The organism is Brachyspira hampsonii (assembly GCF_001746205.1).
GTDB lineage: Bacteria > Spirochaetota > Brachyspiria > Brachyspirales > Brachyspiraceae > Brachyspira > Brachyspira hampsonii_B.
The window spans coordinates 322,765-348,506 of record NZ_MDCO01000012.1 but is presented as its reverse complement, the minus strand read 5'-3'; the positions used below and the strand labels follow the sequence as shown (position 1 = coordinate 348,506).

Here is a 25,742-nt window from a genome sequence, read left to right as displayed (position 1 = left end):
TTGATTAGTTATTAATTAATTAAAAGCTTGGAAAGAACTAGCTGTAGCATTACATAAAGGACATTTAGCTGGAGCTGAACCTGCTTCAACATATCCGCAAACAGGACATAAATAATAAACTGTAGGTAAAGTTTTGTTAGCATTTAAATCCTGCATAGTTTTATTATATAATGCAGCATGAGTTTTCTCAACAGAAGCTATTCTGTTCATTAAATCAGAAACATTTTTATTATTTTCTTGTGAAGCAACTTTGCTGAAAGCTGGATACATTTTTGTATACTCATAAGTTTCACCTGCTATACCGCTTTTTAAATTATCAACATCAGTACCAACTTTAACAGTATTGATTGTAGCTGTTAATGCTTTAGTAGATAATTTAGAAGATAAAGCCATATCATTTAGAAGCTTAGCATGTAAAGCCTCTGCTGCAGAAGCGGCTTTAAACATAGCAGCAACACTTTTATTTTGAGTTTTTTTAGCATACTCAGCATAAGTAGCAGACGCATTCATTTCTCCGTTATAAGACTGCATCATACCATCTAAAGTAGATTTAGCTGTTTGTCCGTATACAATACCAGCAAAAATAAATAAAAATAGAATAAATAATGAAGTAAATTTTTTTATCATGTTTTTTCCTTTTTTAATATAGTGTTTTTTATTTTTTATATGCAGAGGCGACATATAGATTATAAAACCTATAATACAATAAAAAAGTAAAATAAAAAAACATTTTTTTTACAAAAAGAGTACAATATACTAAAATAATGTTAACAAGTACTAACTTTAAATTTAAAAAATAATTATATAAAATAAAAAAAGACAGTAAATTTTACATTTACTGCCTTTTTTAAAATATTATTTAAATTATTTTTACTTTCTCATTTTTTCAATAACCTTAGCTAATATAGATATCCCCTTATCAATATCTTCAGGTTTAGAATTAGTATAATTTAATCTCAAAGTACCTAAACCTCTCTTAGCCTCATAGAAAGGTTCTCCTGCTACTACAGCCACACCATCATCAGCAGCTTTTCTTGAAAGCTCTACAGCATCTATTCCTTTAGGAAGTGTAGCCCATATAAACATACCGCCCTCAGGGTGAGTCCAATGCATATCCTTAGGCAAATATTTATCCATAGCCTCAAGCATATAATTGCATTGCCTGCCGTATAAATCTATTATTTTTTTGATATGAGCATCATAATCATTGTCTTCAAGATACTGACTTACAACTACCTGAGCAAATGTTCCTGTATGCAAATCTATAAGCTGTTTATAATCTTTCATTTTAGTATACAATTCTTTTTGTCTGCATGCAATCCAGCCTAATCTCATACCTGGAGCCACTGTCTTTGAAAAAGTACCCATTAATATAGCCTGCTCTCCTAAATATGTACCAAAAGATTTCTGATGTTCTCCTTTAAATCTTAATTCCCCATAAGGATTATCTTCAACAAAAAATGTATCTTTACCTTTCATGATATCTGATATTTTTTCTCTTACAGCATTTGTATATGTTATTCCTGTAGGATTTTGGAAATTAGGTACAGAATAAAAAAACTTATGATTATATTTATTCATAGCATCTTTAAACTCATCTACATCTGCTCCATCTTCATTTAAATTGACAGTATGAATATTAGGATTATATAGATGAAATGATTGTAAAGCCGCCAAATAAGACGGATCTTCAACTAGAACATCATCATTAGGATCTATCAAACATGAAGAAATAATATCTAAAGCCTGCTGAGAACCATTTGCTATAAGTATGTCTGAAGCTTCTATATCAATACCTTGTTTTTTGTATCTATTTGCAATAAACTCTCTTAAAGGTCCGTATCCCTCAGTACTGTTATATTGCAAAGAATAAGCACCTTTAGTTTCTAAAACTTTATTTGCTGCTGCTTTAATCTCTTCTACAGGAAATGATTCGGGATTAGGCAAACCGCCGGCAAATGATATTAAATCACCTTTAGCTGCTACTTCAAGCATAATTTTTACAAAACTGCTTTGAAAATCTTCTTTTAATGCTCTTTTTGATAATCTTAATTTCATAATAATATCCATTTAAAAAATTTGTTATATATTATACACTACTATTAATAATAATGCTATATTATTTTTTGATTTTTTATCAATAGACTTGTTTCAAAACTATTTTTATTTATAATTGCGGGTGCTAGCCCTACAAAGTACACAGTCGTGTCCGCTCTGCGTACTTCGTAAAGCCCCACTTCTTTTGCTGACCCAAAGAAGCAGGCACAGCCCACATACGTGAAAGACTGCATACTCATATATTAAAATGATAAATTATACAACATATAACACATGCAATTTATGTAATAACTAATATTATAAATTTAGCATAAAATAACAAACTCGTAAAATTATTTGCCAAGTACTTTTAAACAAGTCTAATATATTATTTTCTTAAAAATATATAAAAAAGGGAGATTTTTGTAACCTCCCTAATTTTTATCAAAGTACAATATTATTATATCTTCCAATCAGGGAAACGTTTTATAACAGCAGAAATAATATCAGTTTTATAATGCTGTTCTAAATTCACTAATTTTTGGAATTCACCAAATATTATTTTAACATCTTCTTCAGACTCATTCTCTATAAATTTGAGCAGATACGCCTTATCAAATACTAAATCATATACAACTTTCAAAAGTTTCCTAGCCTGTGCAGAAGTTTCTTTTTTATCAAGCATTTTTGAAAGATGCGGTATTATACTAAGCAAACCTATCATAAGAGAATTTTTATTTATATTTATATCTCCTGCACTCTCATCATAATACTCACCATCAAGTATCTTCTGAGCAAAATAAACAAATGATTCAGGATATTCCCTATAATGAAGAAATATATCATCTATTGTTTTAGCAAGCATATCAGTTTTTCCGTCTTCAAATAATTTATTGACTATAAGATAATTATTTTTAACCTGAGGAGAATAAAGCATTTTAAGTATTATATTATAATAATCATCTCTTCTGCCGTCCCAAATAGCTTTTATAAATTTCTCCCTATAATTTGAAGAAGGAAGTACCTCATAAATATGAGTATAATCATCAATATCTTTAACAATATCTGAAAGCAAAGGTATGCTGCTATCTGCATTAGACTGGCTTCTCAAATATATTGTACTTATTATTCTCTCATCATTATGAGCCTTTTTATCTTTAGAAATACGAACAAAATAATCATTCATCTCTTTCGCTTCTTCAGAGTTTAAATTTGGAGTATAGGTTAAATACTCCATATATATCTGATATCGCTCAAAGAAATTATCAGTCTTATCAAATTTAGATAAACTTTCAGCATCATAAGTTTCAGCTTCATCATTATAAAGGAAAGTATTTTTATCAAATTTAACTGTAGTAGAAGCTCTTACAGATTTTTTTGCACTTTCAAGCCATTTAGTATAAGCTGATTCAGCAACTACAATATAAGGCTTTGAAGTTAATTCCTGCTTTAAATCTTTTGTAGTTATTGTCTTTTTATATTTTAAAATAATAGTTAAAAGTTCAGTAGGATTTTCTTCTGCTATTTTTTTTATTTCATTAAGTTTATAAGCCTTATAAACATTAATATCATCATCAGGTAATGTAGTAAGAGACTGTATAGCCATATCAAATGTCATTTTTCTTACTTCTTCCTGAGATACAAATTTGATATTAACATTATTTATATCTATAGATTTAATCCTGCCTACTCCGAAATTTCTATGTATAACATATTTATTAACATCATATTGTATATACTTTTCAAATATTTCTATACAATCTTTAGGCTTTTTATTGACATTTGTAATATAAGATATCTCTTCTATCTTTTCAAAAAGCGTATGATTAGGATATAAAGCCTTATAAACATCTACAAGTCTATGTCTGAAAAATTTCGCCTTTTTATTATTCTGTGCTACTATATCCTGCTCATAATTAAGCAAATTTTTAATAGTTTTTAAAGCATCATTATATCTATTATTTTTAAAATAATAGAAAAATATTATCTTCCATACATCTATCATTATGTTAGAATCTACAAGAGATCTTAAAGAATTTTCATGTTTAAGCAGATAATTATAATTATCAGGTTCATATTCCAATACTTTTTTAATATCGCTCTCAGCATTATTTCTTTCTCTCATAAGATTTCTTTCAAAAGCAATCTTATAATAATGCACCGCACTATTTATATCGCCTGCCATTTCTTTAGTATGAGCTATTTTTTCAGGAAGCTCAGGATTTGAAACATCAAATCGTATGAGTCTTTCCCAAATTTCTAATGCCTCAGAATCCCTATTAGTGCTTTGATAATAGTTAGCCAAATATCTTAAAGCATAATCACTCTCATAATATTCATCTAAAATTTTTTGGGATATAAACTCTACTATATTCCATTTTTTAGCATTTTTAAAAATACCTAAAAGTTTTTCCAGACTCATCTCTGAATAATTTTCAATTTTTAAATTTAAAAATCCATTTGCATATAAAGCTGATATATGATTTGGATTTTTATCTAATTGCATCTTAGCAGTTTCTATAGCGGAATTTATATCATCATTGTCATTTATATCATTGAGAATACCTGATAAATCAACAAAATACTTAGCAGTATAATTAAGAAGCGGTTTTCTCGTAAATGTTTCTTCTGAAAACACTTTTTCTAATTTTTGTAGAGCTTCTGACATATTATCACTCCTTATCTAATATTTTTATGTAGTATTGCAGCAATTCTTTATCTATTACAGCCATCTTTCTGCCCCATACCTTAACTTCTTCAATATCAGAATCATTCTGTCTCATAATGAGATAAGTAGTTAAAAATGCGTACGAAGATAAAAGTTTAGGTGCTGTAATTTCTCTAAGTTTTACCTTTCTGTAATCTGCCTCCAATCTGGATATGTTTCTTCTAAGATCAAATTCCTCCTGTTCATTTAATGGTCTTTTAACATCCAATATGTTCATAAGTTCTCCATAAGCACTCATCCATAATATTATCTCTTCTTGGCTATTGTTATGAACACCTCTTTTTATTATTATATCTCTGATTTCTCTCAGTATTTCTATGCTTATATTCTCAAATTCTATACTTAAAGGATCATAAAATAACGCTTCTCTTATATACATCTTACACTTTTTTTCATCGCCCAATTTATCATAAATCATAGCAATGTAACTTAATGTTCTTGAATTATACGGCTCTATAACATTCAAATATTCATAAGATTTTAATGCCCTAGAATAATCCTTTAATTCTATAAAAGCATTAGAAAGTAAACGCAATTCCTCCGTGCCTTCAATATCATTAGTGCTTCGCTGCATTATCAGATCTATAATCTTATTATATACATAATAATGAATAGCGTTAATCGATATTAAATTTTCATCATAAGATTTTCCATGTATAAATACATTGAACTTCTTATAAGTAGAATCTAAAAGTTTGCAGTATTCTATACTGTTTCTCTGAGCGGTTTTAAGCTTATCAAGTCTATTAATCCAAAATTTTACACAGGATATATTTTCATATAGATTTGCACATTCAAAATCTTTTGACATAATCCTATCAAAGTCTTCCATAGACTCTTCAAATAAACCCTGCTTTAATTTAGTTTCTATAATGTTGAAAATATCTTTAACAGACTCTTTTCTAGAAAATAATTCCTCTTCCATTATATTTAAAATATACTACTCCCTTAAAGCTAAAAAACGTACAGAGATATATACGCATGTTACTATAATATAATCAAATAAACCCAAATTGTCAAGAGAAAATAATACTATTCAAAGTAAAAAATTATAAAAATACATTAATTATGTTATAAAAGTTTTACAGATTTAAAAACTATGATGAATGAAATTATTATACACTATAATATAATAAAATAAACTAAAATTGTCAAGAGGAAATAATACTATTCAAAGTAAAAAATTATAAAAATATATTAATTATGATATACAAGTTCTCCGGATTTAAAAACCATGCTGCATAAATTATTATCCATACTATAAAGTAAAAAATTAAGATTATTACAATTCCATACTATAATATCCGCTTTTTTACCAGCTTCTATACTTCCTATTTCTTTACCCCTATTAATAGCACATGCAGCATTTATAGTAACAGCATTCAATATCTCTTCAGGTTTAAGCCTATATATAATATATGCCAGCTTCATTATAAACTGCATATTAAAAGAAGGACTAGAACCCGGATTATAATCTGTAGCCAATGCTATAGGAACTCCTTTATCTATCATATATCTAGCTCTTGCATAAGGCATATTCAAATAAAAAGAAGCATTTGGCAAAAGAACAGCTATTACATCCTGATTTTTTATAACATCTATGGATCTGTCATCAGACATAATCAAATGTTCAGCACTTATCGCATTGAATCTTGCTGCTAAATACGAACCACCGCTAGTTTCTAATTGATCCGAATGAACTTTGATACCTAAATTATATGACTTGGCAGTATCGAGAACTCTATCTGTTTCCTCCATATCAAGCCCGCAATTTTCACAAAACACATCGCAGAATTCCGCTATGCCAAGCTTAGATATTTTAGGAATCATCTCATTACATATCAAATTTATATAAGAAGACCTGTCATTTTTATATTCATCAGGTATTACATGCCCGCCCATAAATGTACTTACTATATCTATTTTATGATTATCATTAAGTTTTTTCATAACTTTTAATATCTTTATCTCATCTTTAACTGTTAAACCATATCCGCTTTTTCCTTCTACTGTTGTAGTTCCATATTGCAGCATTTTATCTAATATTGGTATTGATTTCTTATAAAGTGAATTTTCTGTCTGATTTCTAGTGTCTCTAACAGTCGATAATATTCCATAACCTGATTTTATTATATCAGAATAACTCATATGATCTATAACTATATTATACCTCTCATCTTCTCTTGAACCGCCGTATACAAAATGGGTATGACAATCAATCAGACCAGAAGTAACTAATGATCCATTAGCATTAAATGTTTTTTTAGCTTTTTCTTTAATAGAATCTCCAACATACTCTATTATACCATTCTTTATGCCTATAGAAACATTATTATATACCTTTATCTTTCCTTGTTCCTTTCCGTATAAAGGAGTATTGCCTTGAGCGGTTACAATAGAGCCTATATTTTTTATAATGATATCTAACATAATATACTCACATTTTAATCTTACTATATATTAACAGAAAAGTTGTATAGATTGTAAGATGTTATTAACATAATAATTATTAATAAAATGATAAATAGCTTATCAACTATTTTAGAATCAATTTTTTTATTTATGAATCTTCCAAATATACCCCCGCATATTCCTCCTATAATCATTACTAATAAATAATGCAAATTAACCTTTGAAGCATCTCCGTCAGCAACACTTATAAACACATTTGAAATTTGAGAAAACAATATAATATAAAGAGAATTTTGAGCGGCGATTTTAGAATCCATACTGAAGAAAAAATAAAGAAAAGCTATATTAAAAGGTCCACCCCCTATACCTAAAAATGATGATAAAAGACCAAGAACTAATCCTATTATCACACATAAAAATATATTTTGTATATGCATAGATTTTATTTTTTTATCACCCATATTTTTTACTGTAAATGCTAAAGTAAAAAATGTTAATATTATCAAAATAGATGATTGAAAAACACCAGCTATATTTTCACTATTAAAAAATGCTATAAGATATGAAAAAAGCATCTTTCCGAGTATGCCGCCTATAATTCCTCCCAAAGCCAAAGGAGTTGCTACCTTAGAATCAACAAGACTATCCTGTTTTATCTTAGATACAACAAATGTATATAAACTCATAGATAAAACAGTACAAGATGATAAAAAACTTATCTTGCTTACTTCAAGTACATTCAAAGAATCAAGAACAGGCTTTATTATAATACCGCCGCCTATTCCGCAAACAGCACCTATTACAGATGCTGATAAACTTACAATCAAAAAAAACACTATCATTTTTCTATACCAAGATATTCTGTCAATTTATCATAATCTGTATTAAGTATAAGATGCTTTGGAAAATCTATTGACATCAGTAATTCAATGGAATCTTTAAAATCTCCTACTTTATACTTTGAATGAGCATCAGAAGTTACTACAATATTAGCTTCATATTTTTTACAGGTTAAAGCAATTTCACGGCATATAGGACTGCTTCCTTTCCTAACTGTAAAAGATGATGAATTAATCTCTATTAATTTATTATATTCTTTGCATAATTTCACTATATATTCAATATCAAATTCAAATTTAGGATTTCCAATATGACCTAAACAATCAATATAAGGATTTTTTATAATTTCAGCGTATCCATTAGTATGTTCTTTTTTATTCAAAGGCTGTATAGAATCCTCATGATAGGAAGCTATGACAAAATCTAAGTATTCTAAAACATTCTCACTTAAATCTACTTTTCCGCTGTAATCTAGTATGTTAGCCTCGCATCCCCTAAGAAGTCTTACACCATTAATATAATTAGGCAAACTATGCATAGCTTTAAAATGAACTAATTTGGCACCGTCACTGGAAGCAGGTCCATGATCTGTAATAGCTAAAGCTAAAAATCCTTTATCTTTAGCTGAATTTAACATTTCATCAACTGTGCTATAAGCATGCTCGCTTACTAAAGTATGAGTATGTAAATCAGCTATTATATTCATAATAAATACCTATTATAACTTTGACTTAGCTATTTTTTCTATTAATTCTATAGTATTATCAATACCTATAAAATCACTATTCAAACAGATATGATAATTTCTAGCATCTCCCCAATTTTTTCCGGTATAATAATTATAATGTTTAGCCCTTAGTTTATCTCTTTCTTTTAAGATCTTCTCTATATTTGTACTGTCTAATTTATATTCATTAACTGCCCTTTTAATTTTACTCTCCATATCAGAATAAATAAAGACATTAATACAATTATCCATACCTTCCAATATATGATTTGCACATCTTCCTACTATAACGCATGAATGTTTAGAGGCTACTTCTTTTATAACATTACTCTGTGCAAAAAACATAGTGTCTTGCAAAGATTCACCATTACCAAATACCATATTACCAGCATAAGAGCCTGCTATAGCAAAATTAAAAAGAGAAGCCCCTGTTAATTTCTGTTCATTTTCTTTAATATATTCCGGAGAAAATCCTGTTTTATCTGACGCCATTTCTATTATAGCTTTATCATAAAAAGGTATATTTAAATCCTTGGCAACCATTTCTCCAATATATCTTCCGCCGCTTCCGAATTCTCTGCTTATAGTTATAACAATATTTTTACTCATATAACCATATACCTCCATTATATTCTGCTAATAGTTTACCAATATTATCTGTATTTGTCAAATTTAAACTACTTCTTTTTATTAATGTACAGAAGACTAATATAATTCTAATTATTTTTTAATGACTGAAAATCGCTTGGTCTAATTATTATTTTATCTTTATTTTTATTAAATAAACTTGCTAAATTGCCAAATCCTCCCAAAGATATAATCTGATGCTTAGCACTTGATATTAAATAAATATCCAAATGAGGAGGATTTTTCTCTTTATTTATTTTATATGAAATATTTTTATCTAATTTAGATATTACATTATCATTAACCCAATTCATATCATCTGAAAAAAAGAAAAATTTAGGACTTTTATCTCTAAATTTGTTATAAAAATAATTAATTGATTTTATCAAATAATTAGAATATTCGCTGTAATCTGAATTAAATATAGTTTTAAACTCTGTCATAACATGACTATCTCCAAGTCTAGCATGAACAGAAATAGAAAAATTATTCTTTAATTCATTATACAGTGATAAATTCTCTCCTTCAAGACTTTTAAAATGGTATTTATCTAAATCTATATCTTTAATAACATCATCAACACTTATATCAAGAAGTTTAGGATAACAATCAAGATATATATTTTTCTTTGTCTGCAAAATATTATTTATATCATAATCATTATATTCTTTTACCATATTACCAAAACATGCTTTATAAAAAAATACTTCTTCTTCTGTAGCTATATCATAACTAATATCAGGACACAATTTTAATAATTCAAATGGTCTTTCATGCTTACCATCAACATCTTTATGATGAGTTCTAAACCATGTAAGATCATACTTTATATCAAAACTATAACTCCTTTTTATTGATTCACCAAGAATATATTTTCCAAATTGATCTGCCAAACCTCCGGAGGACTCTATAATAATCATACCTTTTTTATCATCTTTTACATTGAGTTTATCTGCTATGTATTCCAATTTATACATAGAGTTAACTATATCATACAAGATTTTCCTAAAATCATCCCTATGTTTTTTTGAAGGTATAAACCATACTATTTTATTGATAAACTGCTCATAATTATTATAAAACATAATAAAAATCCAAATAATTTTTTATAATGATATTAAAAGATGCTTGAATACTTTTACTTAAAAAAAGAAATTTAAAGCAGAATAAAATGCACAAATATACTATGGAACTATATATCATAAAAATAGCTCCATAATTTATGAAAATAATTTTTTTTATAGAATTCGATGCGATGCGATGCGATGCGATGCGATGCGATGCGATGCGATGCGATGCGATGCGATGCGATCACCATAATATTTTTAATTTCAAAAAATAAACTCATTTCAGTAATATATTATATTATAAAATAAAAATCAAGCAAAATATATAAGTTATGCAATCAGAAAAAATCTGAGAAAGTTTTTTCTCTTGCATTTTCATCTTTCATTACACCTATATCATATAAATATCTAGTAACTGCCAATGAAAAACCGCCTTTTATAGGAGTTTTAGGATATAATATTATTATAGGCACTCTCTTTTGAACAGATATCATAACCTTTTCTTCATCAAATAGTACAGGTCCCAAAAGAACCAAATTAATATCAAGAGAAAATTTTGCCGTTACCTTTTTTATTTCTCTGTATAAATTGATAGCCCAATCTATATTTTTTACTTTATTTACTATCAAATACATCTTATCAGTCATATTATTGACATAAATCATCTTCATAAGTCTATAAAGATCTGTCAAAGCTGTAATTTCCGGATTGGCAACAAGTATTATATCATCTGACATTTCATAGAAACGCATCATAGGCTGAGTAATACCAGCTGCATAATCTATTATAACATAATCATAATCTTCAGCTAAAACCTTTAAATCTTTAGCAAGGTTTGACAAATTAAAATCATTCTCAAACTGAACAAATCTCTGTATATTAACTCCGGCACTAATAACATCTATACCATACTCACTTTTTATAACACAATCTTTTAATGTGAGACTGCCTTCAAAATATTCCTGCAGTTTAGACTGCGGTTTTACATGGAGTAAAATAAATACATTTGAACAGTTAATATCTATATCAAAAACTAAAACTTTATATCCTCTTGAAGCTAATTCCGCTGAGAAATTAACTGAACATAAAGTTTTGCCTGCACCGCCTTTTCCGCTAGAAAAAGATATTATTCTTCCCATAATTATTGTCCCGTATACAATTTTAATACTTGAGCCACTTTTAGACGAACATTCTCATCCCAATCTAATATATGCGGCTTTAAAGCTTTAATTACAGTAGTTTTATCGGAATTTTCTACATTTTTTGCCAACTCTTCAAGAGCTTCTAGTCTTTTTTCAACTTCTTCGCTTTCTAAAAGTGAAAAAATTTTATTCATAGTTTCTTCCTTAAAATCTAATAAATAACACTATACTCATTATATATTATACATCATATAATATTTTTGTCAAAATAAAACCATTTAATTAAATTTAAAATATAAATATATATCACTGCATCTGAAAAGGTTTTTCTTTAGTGAAATCAGGATTATAATTATCAGAGCTTTCAATTTCCTGAATAAATAAATTTTCAAATCCTAAATCCAAAGCATAATCAACTAAATCATCATACTCTTTTTTATACAGCTTTCTGTTTATATTTTCAAAATTACAAGCTTTAAATTTGGGATTATACTGCGACATCAAAGATATAGCCGTATTTAAAAAACCTCTCTCCTTAAGTTCTATTAATACATCATAAGAATCAGACTCATTATTCGGAAGTATTAAATGCCTTATTATTATCCCGCTTTCAGCAATGCCTTTTTCATTAACAACTAAATCACCGATTTGCTTTTTCATTATCTCTATTGCATTTATTGCAATGCTAAAATAATTTTCAGCCCTAGAATATTTAAAAGCCTTATCATCAAATACATATTTTAAATCAGGTAAATATATATCTACAATACCGTCTAAACAATCCAATAACTCTTTAGTATCATAACCATTGGTATTATAAACTATAGAAAGATTAAGCCCTTTTTCTAAAGCTATTTTTAAACCTTTTAACACAGGATAAATAACATGCGTCGCACTCACCAGATTAATATTTTCTGCACCTTGTCTTTCTAAATCCAAAAAATAATCTGACAAAGTTTCAACATCAATTATATCACCCAATCCTTCAGAACTTATTTGATAATTCTGACAGAATACGCAACTCAAATTACAGCTAGAAAAAAATACTGTACCGCTTCCGCCTTCGCCTACAATCATAGGTTCCTCTCCGAAATGCAAAGTATGAGATGCAGTTTTTATATGATTGGTATCTTCACAAATTTTGCATCTGCCTATTTTATTTTCATTGCGATTAACATTGCATATATGTCCGCAGCAAATACATTTATCATAAAGAAGTTCTGCTTTTTCTAGGGCTTCATCTATTTTTTTTAAATGTTTTTCATTATAGTTCACAGCATATCCCAATAATTTTTAATCAATATATTAATTTTTTTAATTATAATCATTTATTATTTTCTAAATATTTAATAGCCCATTCACTCATCAAAACAGGAGGCTGATATAATTTTGACTCATCTACTTCAAATTTACTATTATGATGAGCTATATTCTTTTCTGTCATAGTAGAAAATAATATAAAAGCTCCCTCAATCTTCTCCAAATAATCAGCAAAATCTTCACCAGCCATAGATAAACTATAATGAGATGCTTTTTTAAATCCAAGTTCATTACAAACTTCATTTAACTGCTCGTATATTTTCGCATTATTAACAACAGGTGCTCCTCTTCTTTTTATCACAACTTCAGCTTTGGCTCTGTTGGCTACTGCAATAGATTCTGCCACCTCTTTTATTCTTTCTGTTATGAATGCTCTATTCTCCTCGCTGAAAGTTCTGAAAGTACCTTCAATATTTACTTCTGTAGGTATTACATTATATTGAGTTCCGCCATGTATCATACATATAGATATTATAACAGGCTCTGTGGCAAGTATTTCTCTGCTTTTTATATTATAAATACCCTGTACTATTTGACTTGCTGTAAGAATAGGATCAACAGAAAGATGAGGATATGCTCCATGTGAACCTTTTCCTATAACTTTAATAAATATCCTGTCATTAGAAGCCATTAAAGGACCTTCTTTTAATATAAACTCTCCGCTTGGTGTATCTGCAGACAAAGTACCTATATGTGTGCCAACTATAGCTTTAACTCCATTCAGTAAACCTGAATTAAGCATATTATGTGCCCCTACTGCCAATTCTTCTGCTGCCTGAAATACAAGTCTTACAGTACCTTTCAACCTTGATTCATTTTCCTTCAAGTAATGTGCCGCACCTAAAAGACAAGCAGTATGTACATCATGTCCGCACGCATGCATATTTCCGTTTTTAGAAGCATATTCGAATCCTGTTTCTTCCTGTATAGGTAAAGCATCCATATCTGCTCTTATAGCAACCACATTATCTCCGCTTCCTATATCGCAGACTAATCCGCTGTCAAGTGAAGATTCTTTATAGGAAAGTCCTAATTCTTTTAATTTATTTGTAACATAATTTTTTGTCTGAGGAAGATCTGTTCCAACTTCAGGAATTTGATGCAGATCTCTTCTCATCGAAACTATAATATCATTTAATTTTTTGTAATCCATTTTATCTGCCTTAATAATTATTTTGTATTAGTATATAAATAAAAATTATTAAGTCAATAATTTAATTATATATAGATTTATTTTTATGACATATCAAACTAAAAATCATAATACTTAAAACAAATATTAGATATAAATATTATATTTCTTTATGAAATTAATATTATGATACATACGCACGGTAAATAGATTTTAAATTTAAACTAATTAATAATTCAGTGAATAATTGTAAACTAATTCCTATTTATCGTGCGGTATAAATAACAAAAAATTTAAATAAAGCTAGGGTGGGTGCTTTAAAAATTATATTTAATTGATAAAATAATAAGCATTAAAATATAAATAAATGCAATAAATAAAAATGGGCGGGGAATGAAAATATATTTTAAAACCTTATTACAATATCTGCACTATAAAAATAATTTTTAAGAAGGTTCTATTACGAACATAGTAGCTATCATTTTAGCAAGCATATTATCTTCTTCATCTCTTAGAACAGCTTCTACTATGATTAATTTTTTACCGGCACTTATAACCTCTCCTGTAGCTATTACTTTTTTAGAAACAACGGGCTTTAAAAAGTGTATTTTCAATTCAGAAGTTACTGTTTTATATCCCTCCTCAAGCATAGTAGCAGCAGCATGACCTCCTGCGGTATCGGCAATAGCTGAAACCATACCTCCATGCATATATCCCAAATATTGTGAAAACTCTTTTTTATTCTCACATGATATTACGGCTTTTCCCTTTTCTACATGTTCAAGCTTCATTCCAACAAAAGATAAAAAATCCTGAGATTCAAATCTTTTTTTTATTCTTTCAAAAATTTCTTTTTCTCCCATCTTAATAACTCCTAATATAATTTTAAGAAATAATTTATTTTATAAAATACTCAATTTATATTTTTATCAATCTTACAAAATTTGATTAACATATCACTTAACCTATATAACTATTATAAATCTGCTTTTATTATTTAAAAATTCAATTAATATTATAGTAACTGAACCTGATATTAAATAAATATATTTTGTAATTAGAAATTTAATTAATTTTTTATTATTAAATTATCTATAGAAAATATTTGATGATTATAAGTATAACATAAAAAAATATTAAAGACAATATTTACTATTCTGACTATATAAACGAATAAAAACTATAAAAACAATAAGTAAAGCCAAGTATAAAACTATACTTGGCTATAATATTTAATTCAATACTCTAAATAAAAAATTTATATATATAATTAATAATAAACATAGCAAATAATATTACAGGCAGAAAATAAGTTACATAAAATCTGGAAAATTTAGGAAATTTTATTCCTAAACCAGAATCTACTTCATTAATAAAATTATCCCAGCCCCAGCCATATTTTGATACACAGAATATTATTATATATATACCTCCAAGCTCAACCAAATTATAACTTACTATAAAATCAAATAAATCTAAAAAGCTAGTATTTTGTCCCATAGGCTGTATGAATGACAATACATTGAAACCCAAAGCAGTAGGAAGCGAACATATAAATACTACTATTCCCACTAATATAGAAGCCTTATTTCTAGGCATATTAAATTCAGACATAGTAAAAGCTATTAAATTTTCAAATACAGTAATAACAGTAGTTAATGCAGCCATAGCTAAAAATAAAAAGAACAATGTCCCCCATAATCTAGGCATAGGCATTGAATTAAATATATTAGGCAATGTTACAAAAGCTAAACCAGCTCCCTCCCCAGGATTAACTCCAAATGCAAAACAAGCCGGAAATATAACAAGCCCAGCAAGAAATGCTATCAAAGTATCTAATATCACTATTATTATAGATTCATTAGTTAAGGATCTTTCCTTTCCTATATAGCTTCCAAATATAGTCATACTGCCTACACCAATTCCCAATGTAAAAAATGCCTGCCCTAAAGCTGCATATATAACCTCAAAAAACTTCTCTATTCCTCCATCAACCATTTTTGATAAATCAGGAAGCAAATAGAATTTTATACCCTCTACAGCACCTTCTAAAGTAACAGATCTAATTATTAATACTATTACTATAACAAATAATGACGACATCATAATTTTAGATGCCCTTTCAACGCCTTTTTGCAGTCCTTTAAAGCATATCAATATTCCTAAAAATACAGCAATGAATAAACTGAAAACCATTATCGCAGGATTTGAAAGCATCTTACCAAAAAACTCAGCTATACCATCAGGTGTAAGTCCCAAAGTAACTCCTGAAGCCATATAATAGGCATAAGTGATAGTCCAGCCTGTAACACTAGTATAAAACATCATAAGTATTAAACAGCCTAGCATTTGCACATAGCCGATTAAATGCCATTTGGAACCTTTTTTCTCTATTACCTTATATGAACCTGCAATATCTTTTTGTCCTGCCCTTCCTATACTAAATTCCATTATAAGTATAGGAAGCCCTACAATAGCTAAACATATTAAATATATAATGACAAAAAGAGCTCCTCCGTATTTTCCTGTTATATAAGGAAATCGCCATATATTGCCAAGCCCTATAGCACATCCGGCCGATACAATAATAAAACCAATTCTATTAGATAACCTCTCTCTTTTTTCATTATCCATATAAAACCACTCCATAAAGTTTTTATTAATCATAATATTATACAAAATTTCAAAATTACTTCAAGCAGTAATTTATAAAATATTAATTTTTTATTTAATTTTTTGTTATATAATACAATTATATAAACATATAATTAATAAAAGATTAAAAAAAGGATTACTATAATTAATAGTAATCCTTGAAAACCATATAATATATAAATTAATGTATTACAACTACACGAACACTGTTTTCCTGCCATCTTCCCTGCCATTTGCTTCCGCTGACAACTATAGCAATATCTCCATGATTAGCTAAATTATGTTTGATTAATGTATCTTCGAGTATATCAATCTGTCCGCCATGACTTATACCGGCACTGAAATTCAAATCTTCAGGCATGAGTATAGTATAAACATTATGACATATAGAAAGCCTGTTACATAAATCAGTATCAGCAGACATAAAAACTATAGGCGTTTTAGGTCTTTTTTTAGATAAATTTTTAACAGTATGTCCTGATCTTGAAAGAGCAATAATAACTTTATTATCTAAACAATATGATAAATAAGAAGCACTGTCAGTCAATGCATCATTAACTCCCCTGTCTAAATAAGACATATTTTCATGCAAATCTCTTATAACAGATCTTTCCGCCGCCTCTACTATAGAAACCATAGCTTTAACAGATTCTATAGGATAATCTCCAGAAGCAGTTTCTGCAGACATCATAACAACATCAGTACCATCTAAAACAGCATTAGCAACATCACTAGCCTCAGCTCTTGAAGGCACAGGACTTTTTGTCATACTTTCAAGCATTTGGGTTGCTATAATAGTGATTTTTCCTATATCATTTGCCATTTTTAATATCTTTTTCTGCCAAACAGGTACTTCTCCAAATGGTATTTCTACTCCTAAATCTCCTCTAGCCACCATTACGCCGTCAGAATGCTTTATTATATCTTCTAAATTCTCAAGCGATTCAGTATTTTCTATTTTTGAAACAATACCAACATCATTAAGATTATTATCATCTAATATCCTTCTAAGCCTAATAACATCTTCAGCCTTTCTTACAAAACTCATTCCTAAATAATTAACCCCATTCTTAGCAGCGAATAAAGCATCATTAACATCTTTTTCAGTAAGAACTTCTGTTGTAACATGTGCCCCAGGAAGATTAATACCCTTACTGCTTAATATAGTACCTCCTGTTATAACCTTACATACAACAAGTTTTGAAGCCTCATCACTTGATTCTACTATAAGCTGTATAGTACCGTCAGATATTAATAGCATAGAACCAGATTTTACATCATGGGCTATATTAGAATGTGTTGTAGGTATTATACTTTCATCATTAGTTTCTTTATATCCGCTAAGTTTTACTATGTCGCCTTCTTTTACAGTAATAGGCTCTTTCAATTTACCTATTCTTATTTTAGGTCCTTGCAAATCTGCTAATATTGCAACAGGTTTTTTTAACTCATTCGATACTTTTCTTATTATGTTTATTCTCTCTAAATGCTCATCATAAGTTCCAAAAGAAAAATTTAACCTGCATACATCTGCACCATTTTCTATAATCTTTCTTATCATATCTTCATTGGACCATCTTGGTCCTAAAGTTGCTATTATTTTTGTTTTTCTCATTATAAAGTATCCTTTCAATTCTTATTTTCATTCAAAATTAAAATCAAATATATATTTAAATATAAAAAAATAATTCAATAATTAAAAATAATTTTTTATTTTTATAAAAAAAATAAATATATTATAATTTTTACTTTAAAAATATATAATATGGTATATAATATTAGTATGGATAAAATATTGAAAAATTTAATTAATACTCTGATAATAATTTCAATTATATTATTATTCTCTTCATGCGGTCAAAGAACTAAAACTATAACTCTTACAAATATAGCAGTAGATGTGCCGGAAGATTTTAAAGTAGGATTCTTAGATGGTACAGTTGCCATTGATAATACAGTGGCATTCAATGAATCTTATGGAGTAGAAAGAAATACAGCTATATACACTGTTGCATATACAAAATATAAGCCTATATATAATGGAGCTATAACTTTAGAAAAAGCAAGAAACGATATAGTAAATGGATTAAAAAACAATCAATTTATTAAAGAATTTGAAATAGTTAATGAAGGACTTGTAGAAGGACCAAGCGATTCTTATAAAATTTTACTTAGTTTTTACTATGGTCCTAATAAAACTTATCATAAATCTTTTTCAATGGTTCATGAAAACGGACTGCTTCAAATAATATGTATGTACAATGCTAATAGCAAAAAAGATGATAAAGAAATAGAAAATATTATTAAATCTGTTAGAATTGTAGATTCTTCTAATACTAATAATTAAATATATTCCTTTACTATATTGGAAAGTTCTATAACTTTATCTATAGGCAAAGTTTCTCCTCTTATATTTCCGTCAATATTAGCCTTATTAAATATTTCATCAATATATGCTTTATCTATATTCAAATATGGGGAATTAATAAAATTATTTCGTATAGTTTTTCTTCTATTATGAAATAGAGTCTTTGAAACAGATTTAAATACTTCAATTATATTAATATCAGCCTTTTTAGGTATAATACTTATAACTGATGAAGTAACCTTTGGAATAGGATAAAACACATCTTTTGAAACATTAAATTCCAATTTAATATCAGACATAAAATTCGCAAATAAAGTTAAAGAAGAATAGTTCTCCGTATTTTCTTTTGCTATAAGTCTCTGGGCAAAATCACTTTGAACCATAAATACAGCATAGTTCCATTTATCATAAGATTCATATAAAAGCCATTCTATTATAGGACTTGCTATATTGTATGGTATATTTCCATATATATCATATTTTCTTTCTGAATCTGGAATATTAAATGTTAGTATATCTTTATGTATTATATTAATATTATTAAACTTTTCTATTAAATGGTTATATAAAGCATTATCATATTCTACTATAGTAAGATTATTTTTATATATAGAATAAAGCATATTACTTAAAGAACCAAGCCCTCCTCCTATCTCTAATGCATATTCAGATCTCAGCAAATTATTTGGAACTGTATTTGCAATATTATATGCTATATTCTTATCGCATAAAAAATTCTGACCTCTATTTTTATTAGGAAATATAGACTTGCATTTCAAATATTCTGTAACTTCTCTTTTTGAATATAAATTATCTAACATCTCTAGGAATTCTGGCCATTTGGAATATAACATATAGTATAAGGAATGCAAATATAATAACAACAATAATAACACTAATAGTTATATGGGATGCCATTAACATTAACATTACAAGATAATTTATTAAAACTTTATAAACTATAACAAATAATAAGGTACCTAAAACACCTGTAATTCTATTGTAGAAATGAAATTTATCAGTAGAGGCTGCAAGTCTAAATCTGAATGAATAATATGCTATTATCATAAATAAAAATAAATAAGCTATAGGTTCTATATTCTTAACTAAAAGTTCAAAATTAATATCTTTATCTGAATATCCAATCTTTTTGATTTCATTTCTTAATGTAAATAGTTCTAATAAATTAACATATTTTAAATTTATAGAAGTATAATTCTTAATAATATCTAATGTACTGTATGATATATTAATAGGAATAACCATGCTAACAGCGTCATTATATATGTATTCATTTTTATTAGTATCAAAATAAGCCTTCAATATTATATTTTTAACATTATTTGTAGAATTAAAAGAGTCAGCTATTTTTCCATATAAAAAATTATCACATCTTACAATTTTCAATTCATCATCAAACTCTATAAGTGAAATATCAAATATATACAAACCATTTTTAAATACGGCACTAGTTGCTGAAGACAGCAAAACATTCTTACTTAACATCAAATTTATACCATTATGACTAAAATCAGAAGAATATTTCAATAAATCAGGATTATCAATATACGCATCTCTAACCTCTTGTGCCTCTTTAATAAAGAAATCATATCTGCTTATAGCATCTCTTATAATAGAATAATAATTATTTATTTCAGCTATATTAGGATAATTCAAATAAAGCTTAGAAATATTATCATAAGCCTTCCATAAATATCCGCTTTCATACATATCAATAGCTTCTGATAATTTAGCATATATAGATGCCTCCTGAGGGGTAAGATTACCATAATACAAAGGCTTTTTATTCATAGCTATATTAATCCTATTCATATAGTACAATGCCATAGGATTATTATTATCCAATTCCAATACCTGACTAAAATATTTACTTGCTGAATTATAATTAGATAAACTGAACTCTCTAGTACCTAAACTCATTAAATTAGTTATGTTATTAAATTTTTCTTTATGAAGTTCAGCCTCTTTAAGCATTTTTTCTTTTTGTATGGATTTAATGAGCAAAAGAGTATTTCCATCATTTTTATCGTAAAATAAAGCTTCTTCTGCTAAACTAGATGCAGCATCCAAATTTCCTGCCATCAATTCTACTCTTGCTGCTTCATACGCCTCATTTTTTAGCTTTAATTCATATTCATAATATAGTTTTGCTTCTCTAATGCTATTATATTCTTTCAGCTTAGAAATAAATATATTGGTGAAAGAATAATCATATACTGCATAAAAACAAACAAGTAAAACAATTAATCCTATAGGATAAGCTATAACCTTTGATATACTTTCCTGATGTAAATATTTAGCTCTAAAAAATGAAAAATAAACTGATAATGCTATTACATAGGGTATATAGCTTTTAAAAAATACCAAACTGTACAAAATATAAGTAGAAAGAGCATAATCCTCTCCTTCTCCTCTTCTATACAAGATATATACAAAAAGTATAACAAATATACTTAAAATACTAAGTAATAGAAAACTTAATATAATACTCTTAGTAATACTACTTTCTTTTTTCATGAGTCTATATTTTCTTCAATAACTTCTATTTCCTCTTCTATAATTTCCGGAGGTTTTAATTTAGGTTTTTCTTCATAAATATCCTGAATAACCTTTTGAGCTAAAATTTTAGGCGGCAAAACCGTAAAATTATTCAAAACTATATCAAAATATTCTAAAGCTTCCTCATACTTTTTCTGATAATAATAGCAAAACCCTATTTCATAATAAGCCCAAGCAACATCTTTAGCATAATTTTCTCTATCAAAATTATCTATTATGTACTGATAATAGGCTATAGCAGTTTTATAATTTTTATTACCGAATTCAGTATACCCTTTTTCAGCTATTATTTTAGGATACTGTTCTTCCTCTACAGAAATTTTAACAGCTGAAGCACATGAAATCAATAAAAAAACAACCGCCGCTAAAAAAATAAAATCTTTTTTCACTAAAAATCCATTATTTCTTTATAGTATAAACTTCATCTCGTACAGGTAAACTTTTACGCAAAGTCTTAAGGAAACTTCTTAAATCACCCATTTCCTTATAGTCATCGCATTTTTCTACAGTTCGCCTTGCTACTGTAAAATACTTGTACATTTTTTCTTCGCCAAGTTTTTTACGCCATTGCTCTTGTGCACATTTTACTCTTAGCAAATATTGATTACCATCTATACCGCTTACTTTTCTGAATAAAACACAATATCTGCAATTGGCACAATATATACCTGTTTCTGACAATTGTTCATTTTGTTCTTCGCTCATAAATACTTACCATAAATTATATTTTTTATACTAAGAGTATAACAAACTTTAAAATTAAAGTCAAGATTATAATGTATGAATAGTGGTAATATAAATATAAGATAATCTCGGTAATATTAATAGGAAAATTTCAGTTTTTATAAAAAACATAAAATTATTTTTTATTACTGCTAATTAAAAATATTACGAGAATAATAAAAGTATGAAAAAAATAATATTAATAATAATTATAATATGCAGTGCATATAGTTACATATATTCACAAGAGGCCAATTTTCAGGATATATACGAAAAAATAAAAGAAAAATATTCAGAAATGTACCCTAGAAAATTTGAGGCATATATAGATGGTAAAATAGTACAAAGACAAATAGATACTATTCCTGCAAAAAGTTATGCGAAAACTAAAGATGATATAAAATTAAGATTTACTTTTGAGAAGGGATATAAGCCAACAATAATACTTGAAAATGTTGATAGTTTTTATAGAAACATGTTTTCTGTATTTGAAGGAGCTTTGGAAACTATTGGGTTTTATACTTTAGTTGGAAATGATAATAATTATAGTTCTATATCCAAAAAATTTACATTTGAAAATATAGAAGACAAAAAAGATGAATACAAAATAACACTTAGAGCAAAAGGAGAAAATGAGAACTATAGTGTAACTTACACAGTAAACAAAGATAATTATATAATAGAAAGAGCAGAATATTATAATAAGAACTCTAGAATATATGATGTAAATATTTCTTATCAGGAAATAGATGATTATACTTTGCCTAAAATAATTAAATATAAAAGTTCTGACGGAAAAGTTAATTCTGAAATAGAATTTGTTGATATAAAAACTTATAAATAATAAATGGATAGAAAATTATGAAAAAAATATTATCAATTATCAATTTACTAATATTAACTATGCCGCTTTACTCTATTGATGTGCAGAGTTTATTCAATCTTTCAAACAATGGAGAAATTGTTTATTATAAAAGCGATAACATAAATAATGCTGAGTATGGTCAGGCTGAAAAATTAAAATCTGAGCTTCAAGCCAAAGGATATGAAGTGTATTCTATAGTTATTGCCGATGTTCTTCCTAAAGAAGGTAATGAATTTATAGCATTAATGTCTTCTGCTCAGGGAGATAAAATATCTATATACAATAAAGATAATGAAGAATTTTCTTATAAGACAGATAGAATAGGAAAAAATGCAGCTATAGATTTAGAAAATTTTTATGATAAAAAAAATGAAATCGGAATAATAAAATACTATATCATAAATGATGACGGACAGGATAGAGACATATATATGTATATGTTTAGGATAGATGGTGCTAGTATAAAATTCATTGCAGATGTAGTTTTTTATAAAGAAATTAATTCTATGAAAAGCTCTGTTATCACTCAAATGGATAATATTTTTGAAGATATTGACGGAGACGGAATATATGAAATGCTTGTAGAATCAAGAGAGATAGTAGGCGGAAGTAATGAAAGAGTGGAATATCAAATTTACAAATTAAGTAAAAGTAAAGGTAAATATGAATGCATTATGTCATCTTGGCTTGAAGAAACACCTGTAGATTTATCAAGATATTTCAGAAAAAGAATAGAAAAATAATTAGCAAACCGCACGCAGAAAAAAATGATGATATACAAGACGTTATAAATTATAATCTATATTATAAAAAATAATCGGTTAAACGTGCGTAGAATAGTAAAATAATTTTATAAGGTTAATAAAAATTTGGGCGGGAGTGCATTTCATAATTAAGCCTTGAATTTATTTAAAGTAAAAATCTCAAAATAAAAATAATTAATTTAATGGGGCGGGAATTGTAAATAATTTTTTTAATTTTATTCTAACTCCCCACCCTATAGCCTTATTGATTTATTTTCATATTTTAACTTTATTTTTCTTAATTACTTTAAACAGAAAAACATGCCCACCCAAGTGTTATTTAAATTTTTAGAATATAAACCGCACGAATAATAAAAAACTAGTTAATAATTTAAACTGAATAATTAACTATATTAAAATAAAAATCTCTTTACCGTGCGTATCAATAAAAACAAAATACAAAATTATAATTTTATAAAGCAGCTATAAAATACTATAATATTTAATTATTTTTATTTCTAGAATTTCTAAATATAGACACAGCATAAAGAACAGCAGCAAGCATTATTATAATCAAAGTAATAGCTCTATTCAAATTAACTTCTTCTTTATAAACAAAAATTGCAAGCAAAGTAGCAAACAGAGGAAGTAAAAATTGTAAAAAACCAAGTGTAGAAACTTCAAGTCCTTTAGCAGCCTTAGCATATAAATATAAAGGTATTCCCGTAGCAACACCGGCAAACATTAATGATACCCAAGTATGAATAGGCTCTCTTGAAGAAGGAAAGTATATTTTACTTAAAATTATAGACGGTATAATTATAGCAGCTGTTTCCAAAAATAAACTCTCCCAACTTGAATATATAGTAAGTTTTTTGAAAATACCATATATAGCAAAAGTAAGCCCTATAAAAAATGCCATAATAGGAGGTTTTCCCAATGTAATTGTTTGATAAAGCATACCTATAAACATTAAAATAATAGCAGCATATTCTAATTTTGTCTTTCTCTCTCTAAAAAATATTATTCCTATTAATATACTCAAAATAGGTGCTATATAATAAGCAAGTCCTGCCTCAAGAACATGCCCTGAATTAACAGTATAAATATATAAATACCAATTAATTCCTAAAAAGATACCCGCTATTATTATAGATATTAAAGGCTTAACACCTCTGTATAAATTGGCTCTTTTGTATATAATGATTATTAAAGTAAATATAAAAGTAGTAATAACTCTTACACCCAATACAAATGCTGAATCAAAATTCTGAACAGATTTCCAATATAAAGGAAGAAGCCCCCATATTATATATGCAGCTAAAGCTAGCAAAATAGATTTATTATTATTTGACATAAATATATCCAATATAATTTTTTTGTATGTAATAATAAAATTTAATGAAAATATTTTCAATATGAATAATTTTTTATTGAAAAAATCATATTTATATTATAGAATGTAAATATGTTTGATTTGTTATTTTTTAATTCTCGCTTAGGTATCACAAGCCAAGCCAAGCCAAGCCAAGCCAAGCCAAGCCAAGCCAAGCCAAGCCAATAATATGAACTCGTTATATAAGTACCAAGCATCAAAAAAAATTTGCCTAATTTTATTCAAAATATTATATCACATCAAGAATGCATATAAAATTAATAAGTATATAATTTTAAATAATAGAATAATTTTTAAATCTATAAATAAACGGCTAATTTTATAATCAGCAATAATAAAAAAAATTATTTAGGGATTGTACCATGAAAAAGAATTTTATT

Annotated in this window: 25 protein-coding genes; 3 read left to right on the top strand and 22 right to left on the bottom strand. The window is 27.3% G+C overall.

Going from position 1 to position 25,742, the window contains the following annotated elements; all coding sequences use genetic code 11:
• Positions 1-15 precede the first annotated feature (15 nt).
• From BFL38_RS10615 to pyk, 16 genes are all read right to left on the bottom strand, one after another.
• A complete protein-coding gene (locus BFL38_RS10615; RefSeq protein ID WP_069727013.1) occupies positions 16-627 on the bottom strand; it encodes a rubrerythrin family protein in 612 nt (203 codons plus the stop codon).
• A gap of 243 nt (positions 628-870) precedes the next feature.
• The gene (locus BFL38_RS10610) at positions 871-2,058 is read right to left on the bottom strand and encodes an aminotransferase-like domain-containing protein (protein WP_069727012.1); all 1,188 of its coding nucleotides are present in this window, start codon (positions 2,056-2,058) and stop codon (positions 871-873) included.
• 439 nt (positions 2,059-2,497) lie between these two features.
• A complete protein-coding gene (locus BFL38_RS10605) occupies positions 2,498-4,705 on the bottom strand; it encodes a transcript cleavage factor (protein WP_069727011.1) in 2,208 nt (735 codons plus the stop codon).
• 4 nt (positions 4,706-4,709) lie between these two features.
• Positions 4,710-5,690 carry a hypothetical protein gene (locus BFL38_RS10600; protein ID WP_069727010.1) on the bottom strand — a complete coding sequence of 327 codons (981 nt, stop codon included), beginning with the start codon at positions 5,688-5,690 and terminating at the stop codon, positions 4,710-4,712.
• A 272-nt stretch (positions 5,691-5,962) separates the two neighbouring features.
• On the bottom strand, positions 5,963-7,195 hold the full coding sequence (gene hutI, locus BFL38_RS10595) for an imidazolonepropionase (protein WP_069727009.1): 1,233 nt from the start codon (positions 7,193-7,195) through the stop codon (positions 5,963-5,965).
• A 23-nt stretch (positions 7,196-7,218) separates the two neighbouring features.
• A complete protein-coding gene (locus BFL38_RS10590; protein WP_069727008.1) occupies positions 7,219-8,019 on the bottom strand; it encodes a sulfite exporter TauE/SafE family protein in 801 nt (266 codons plus the stop codon).
• A complete protein-coding gene (locus tag BFL38_RS10585) occupies positions 8,016-8,723 on the bottom strand; it encodes a phosphatase (RefSeq protein ID WP_069727007.1) in 708 nt (235 codons plus the stop codon). Before BFL38_RS10585 ends, BFL38_RS10590 begins: the two co-directional genes overlap by 4 nt.
• A gap of 12 nt (positions 8,724-8,735) precedes the next feature.
• Entirely contained in the window at positions 8,736-9,353 is a 618-nt protein-coding gene (locus BFL38_RS10580; RefSeq protein WP_069727465.1) for a cytidylate kinase-like family protein, read from the bottom strand.
• A gap of 107 nt (positions 9,354-9,460) precedes the next feature.
• Positions 9,461-10,456, bottom strand: a complete 996-nt coding sequence (locus tag BFL38_RS15560; RefSeq protein WP_256097253.1) for an alpha-1,2-fucosyltransferase — start codon at positions 10,454-10,456, stop codon at positions 9,461-9,463.
• 320 nt (positions 10,457-10,776) lie between these two features.
• Complete coding sequence (locus tag BFL38_RS10570; RefSeq protein WP_069727006.1) at positions 10,777-11,577, bottom strand: AAA family ATPase; 801 nt, start codon at positions 11,575-11,577, stop codon at positions 10,777-10,779.
• Positions 11,578-11,579: 2 nt separating this feature from the next.
• Positions 11,580-11,774 carry a hypothetical protein gene (locus BFL38_RS10565; RefSeq protein WP_008724735.1) on the bottom strand — a complete coding sequence of 65 codons (195 nt, stop codon included), beginning with the start codon at positions 11,772-11,774 and terminating at the stop codon, positions 11,580-11,582.
• Positions 11,775-11,886: 112 nt separating this feature from the next.
• Positions 11,887-12,855: a radical SAM protein gene (locus BFL38_RS10560; RefSeq protein ID WP_069727463.1), complete on the bottom strand. Its 969-nt coding sequence runs from the start codon at positions 12,853-12,855 to the stop codon at positions 11,887-11,889.
• Between the two features lie 49 nt (positions 12,856-12,904).
• Positions 12,905-14,053: a M20 metallopeptidase family protein gene (locus tag BFL38_RS10555; RefSeq protein WP_069727005.1), complete on the bottom strand. Its 1,149-nt coding sequence runs from the start codon at positions 14,051-14,053 to the stop codon at positions 12,905-12,907.
• Between the two features lie 425 nt (positions 14,054-14,478).
• Positions 14,479-14,895 carry a PaaI family thioesterase gene (locus BFL38_RS10550; RefSeq protein ID WP_069727004.1) on the bottom strand — a complete coding sequence of 139 codons (417 nt, stop codon included), beginning with the start codon at positions 14,893-14,895 and terminating at the stop codon, positions 14,479-14,481.
• Between the two features lie 382 nt (positions 14,896-15,277).
• A complete protein-coding gene (locus BFL38_RS10545) occupies positions 15,278-16,666 on the bottom strand; it encodes a sodium-dependent transporter (RefSeq protein ID WP_069727003.1) in 1,389 nt (462 codons plus the stop codon).
• Positions 16,667-16,868: 202 nt separating this feature from the next.
• Positions 16,869-18,302, bottom strand: a complete 1,434-nt coding sequence (pyk, locus tag BFL38_RS10540) for a pyruvate kinase (RefSeq protein WP_069727002.1) — start codon at positions 18,300-18,302, stop codon at positions 16,869-16,871.
• 180 nt (positions 18,303-18,482) lie between these two features.
• On the opposite strand from pyk, the gene BFL38_RS10535 reads away from it, so the two are divergent.
• Complete coding sequence (locus BFL38_RS10535) at positions 18,483-19,034, top strand: hypothetical protein (protein ID WP_256097252.1); 552 nt, start codon at positions 18,483-18,485, stop codon at positions 19,032-19,034.
• On the opposite strand, the gene rsmA is transcribed toward BFL38_RS10535, so the two are convergent.
• Genes rsmA through BFL38_RS10515 form a run of 4 tightly spaced genes read right to left on the bottom strand, consistent with a single transcriptional unit; the run spans position 19,031 to position 22,340 of the window.
• Positions 19,031-19,876, bottom strand: a complete 846-nt coding sequence (gene rsmA, locus BFL38_RS10530; RefSeq protein WP_069727000.1) for a 16S rRNA (adenine(1518)-N(6)/adenine(1519)-N(6))-dimethyltransferase RsmA — start codon at positions 19,874-19,876, stop codon at positions 19,031-19,033. The genes BFL38_RS10535 and rsmA overlap by 4 nt on opposite strands.
• Complete coding sequence (locus BFL38_RS10525; protein ID WP_069726999.1) at positions 19,866-21,593, bottom strand: tetratricopeptide repeat protein; 1,728 nt, start codon at positions 21,591-21,593, stop codon at positions 19,866-19,868. The genes rsmA and BFL38_RS10525 overlap by 11 nt, the downstream gene beginning before the upstream one ends.
• The gene (locus BFL38_RS10520) at positions 21,590-22,024 is read right to left on the bottom strand and encodes a tetratricopeptide repeat protein (protein ID WP_069726998.1); all 435 of its coding nucleotides are present in this window, start codon (positions 22,022-22,024) and stop codon (positions 21,590-21,592) included. Before BFL38_RS10520 ends, BFL38_RS10525 begins: the two co-directional genes overlap by 4 nt.
• 10 nt (positions 22,025-22,034) lie before the next feature.
• Positions 22,035-22,340, bottom strand: coding sequence for a hypothetical protein (locus BFL38_RS10515; RefSeq protein WP_008724720.1), 306 nt, complete (start codon positions 22,338-22,340; stop codon positions 22,035-22,037).
• A gap of 202 nt (positions 22,341-22,542) precedes the next feature.
• Between BFL38_RS10515 and BFL38_RS10510 the strand changes: the two genes are divergently transcribed.
• Positions 22,543-23,202 (top strand): hypothetical protein, encoded by a 660-nt coding sequence (locus tag BFL38_RS10510; protein WP_069726997.1) that lies wholly within the window; start codon positions 22,543-22,545, stop codon positions 23,200-23,202.
• Between the two features lie 17 nt (positions 23,203-23,219).
• Positions 23,220-23,966, top strand: coding sequence for a hypothetical protein (locus tag BFL38_RS10505; RefSeq protein WP_069726996.1), 747 nt, complete (start codon positions 23,220-23,222; stop codon positions 23,964-23,966).
• 502 nt (positions 23,967-24,468) lie between these two features.
• On the opposite strand, the gene rarD is transcribed toward BFL38_RS10505, so the two are convergent.
• Together rarD and BFL38_RS10495 are read right to left on the bottom strand one after the other, a co-directional pair.
• Positions 24,469-25,323 carry an EamA family transporter RarD gene (gene rarD, locus BFL38_RS10500; RefSeq protein ID WP_069726995.1) on the bottom strand — a complete coding sequence of 285 codons (855 nt, stop codon included), beginning with the start codon at positions 25,321-25,323 and terminating at the stop codon, positions 24,469-24,471.
• Between the two features lie 56 nt (positions 25,324-25,379).
• On the bottom strand, positions 25,380-25,559 hold the full coding sequence (locus BFL38_RS10495; protein ID WP_069726994.1) for a hypothetical protein: 180 nt from the start codon (positions 25,557-25,559) through the stop codon (positions 25,380-25,382).
• Positions 25,560-25,742: the final 183 nt, after the last annotated feature.